Annotated in this window: 4 protein-coding genes; all 4 read right to left on the reverse strand. The window is 72.6% G+C overall.

What is annotated here, in order from left to right:
* Positions 1-449: lysylphosphatidylglycerol synthase transmembrane domain-containing protein (locus RMO85_RS13740; RefSeq protein ID WP_310529290.1), on the reverse strand; the 449-nt coding region annotated here is incomplete at its 3' end.
* Positions 446-1,414 carry a glycosyltransferase family 4 protein gene (locus RMO85_RS13745; RefSeq protein ID WP_310529291.1) on the reverse strand — a complete coding sequence of 323 codons (969 nt, stop codon included), beginning with the start codon at positions 1,412-1,414 and terminating at the stop codon, positions 446-448. The genes RMO85_RS13745 and RMO85_RS13740, both read right to left, overlap by 4 nt.
* Complete coding sequence (locus RMO85_RS13750) at positions 1,411-1,788, reverse strand: 6-carboxytetrahydropterin synthase (protein WP_310529292.1); 378 nt, start codon at positions 1,786-1,788, stop codon at positions 1,411-1,413. The genes RMO85_RS13745 and RMO85_RS13750 overlap by 4 nt, the downstream gene beginning before the upstream one ends.
* A 1-nt stretch (position 1,789) precedes the next feature.
* Positions 1,790-2,419 (reverse strand): zinc-binding alcohol dehydrogenase (locus RMO85_RS13755; RefSeq protein ID WP_310529293.1); only part of this gene is annotated, 630 nt, incomplete at its 5' end.

Below are 2,419 nucleotides of genomic sequence, written 5' to 3' on the forward strand. Positions count from 1 at the left end.
AGTGTCACCCATGTACCCGGGTCGGACCACGCGACCGACCGCAGTCCGCGGCCCATCGCCCCCGTCTCGCGACCGTGGCTCACGCCGCGGTGGACGTCACCGATGATCCCGCCGGGCAGGGTGGCGTTGAGGAACTGTGAGCGGTAGTAGGCGGCGACGGCCGTCCTGACGGGTACGGCGACGCCGAGGCGATGCGCCACCAGGCTCCACCGCCAGGCGCAGCAGAGCGTCGTGCCGGCGGTCACCGCCAGTGCGACCAACAGGGCCTCCGGGCTGGTGCGCTCCACTCCATCCACGAACGGGCCGGCGCCCTGCCGCCAGATGAGGGCGGCCAGGATCGCGGCGCCGCCCAGGAGGCGCGCCCAGATCCAGAACGTCCTGCTGATGGCGGCTCCCATCTGTCGGTGGTGCAGTGCTGGATACACGGGCCGGGCGGTGCGCTGGTTCATCGGCCCAGGTGTGCGTCGGAGAGCACGCCCGCCACCTGCCGGGCTGTCTCTACCCACGAGGTGAGTCTCTCGCGTCGCCCGGCCGCGGAGCGGCGGAGCTCCTGGCGCAGTCGCGGGTCGATCAGCCAGTGCTCGATGTGGGCGGCCAGGGCCTGCGCATCGTCGGCGGGGAAGAGCAGCCCAGGGCGTGAACCGTCGGGCGCCGACCCGACCGCCTCCGGCAGGCCACCGACGTCTGTCGTGACGACGGGGACGCCGCGGGCCAGGGCTTCGATCACCGACATCCCGTAGGACTCCCGCCGCGAGAGGGAGACCACCAGGTCCGCGGTGGCGAAGGCAGCCTTGAGCGGTGACCCGGTCAGAGCGCCCGTGAAGGAGACCCTCTCCGTGAGCTGGCCGCGCAGCTCCTCGACATAGCCGGGGTCAAGGTCGAGGGCACCGACGAACGTGCACCGCCAGTCCAGGTGCGTGATCATGCCCAGTGCTTCGAGCAGGACGTCCTGGCCCTTTGCGCGGACGACGGCCCCGACGCAGAGCAGCTCGACGCCGGAGCTCGAACCCGTCGCCAGCGGTGCGAGGTCGGACCCGGGTGCGGCCACGGTCGCGCGGCCACCGGGGACCCGGTCGCGTGCCCAGTCGCTCGTCGTCACGACGGCCGCCGCTGCGCTCAGGATCGCGAGTTCGCGGTGGTCCCCGACCGGCATGTGCAGGAGCACGACGATCCGCAGCCGCGATGTCTCCGGGAGGACTGCCTCGTCGGCCACCAAGCCGTCGAGGAGCACGACCCCATGATCCGGGACGGACGCGAGCGCCCGGGCGAGTCCCGACGGAGCAACCCGGTGCTCGCGCACCGTCCACCCCAAGGCCGCCAGCTCGCGACAGATCCGACGGTCGTACGCGTTGCCGCCGCTGGGGTGCAGCGGGTCGTCGATGCCGTCGGGGACGACGACGTGGACGACGCTCACAGCGGTCGCTCGTAGCTCGCCCACGCGACGTGCGACTCGTGCAGGGTCACCGTGATCCCGGTGAGATTCGTTGCCTGGACGCGCTCCGCGAGTCGATCGGCGATCACCCGGGCCAGCGCCTCGGTCGAGGTGTTGGTGCCGGCGAAGGCCGCCTCGTCGTCGAGGTTGCGGTAGTTCAGATCGGCGAGCACCGCGTGCAGCTGCTCGGTCGCCAGCCCGATGTCGACCACGATCTCGTCGGCGTCGAGCTCGGTCGCCGCGAACGTCGCGTCGACGACGTAGGTCGCACCGTGCAGCCGTTGCGCGGGTCCGAACACCTCGCCGCGGAAGCTGTGGGCGATCATGATGTGGTCGCGGACGTTCACTCGGAACATGTCAGGTCCCTTCGTAGGTGACGCCGTGGCAGAGGGCGGGCAGGGTGCCGTCGGCGAGCGCGGCCATCGCCTCGGGCAGCTCGCGGAACGGTGAGACCCCGGTCAGCAGCGCGTCGAAGGCCGGGTCCCTGAGCAGGTCGAGGGCCAGTGCGAGCCGGTCGGCTGGGGAGCGGCTGGCCCGTCGCGCGGGGGCAACCGCACCCACCTGACTGGCCCGGATCGCCAGCCGCCGCGAGTGGAAGGCGCCGCCCAGCTTCAGCTCGACCGGCGCGTCGCCGTACCAGCTCAGGTCGATCACCTCGCCCTCGTCCGCGAGCAGGTCGAGCGAGCGTTGGAGTCCGGCGGCGGTGGCGCTGGCGTGGACGACGAGGTCGCAGCCGTCGGGTGCGTCGTCGGGGTGGGCGAACTCGACGCCGAGGGCTGACGCCGTGGCTGCCCGGGCCGGGTCGGTGTCGACGAGGGTGACCCGGACACCCGGGATGCCGGCGAGCAGCCGTGCCACGCAGCACCCGACCATGCCGCCTCCCACCACCGCCACCCGGTCGCCAAGCAGGGGCGCGGCATCCCACAGGGCGTTCACGGCGGTCTCGACGGTCCCGGCCAGCACGGCGCGCTCCGGTGGCACGCCGTC

The organism is Nocardioides sp. (assembly GCF_031422975.1).
Taxonomy (GTDB): Bacteria; Actinomycetota; Actinomycetes; order Propionibacteriales; family Nocardioidaceae; genus Nocardioides.

Excerpts from the sequence above, each read along its gene's own strand:
- RMO85_RS13750 (WP_310529292.1), bottom strand. The coding sequence starts at position 1,788 with ATGTTCCGAGTGAACGTCCGCGACCACATCATGATCGCCCACAGCTTC.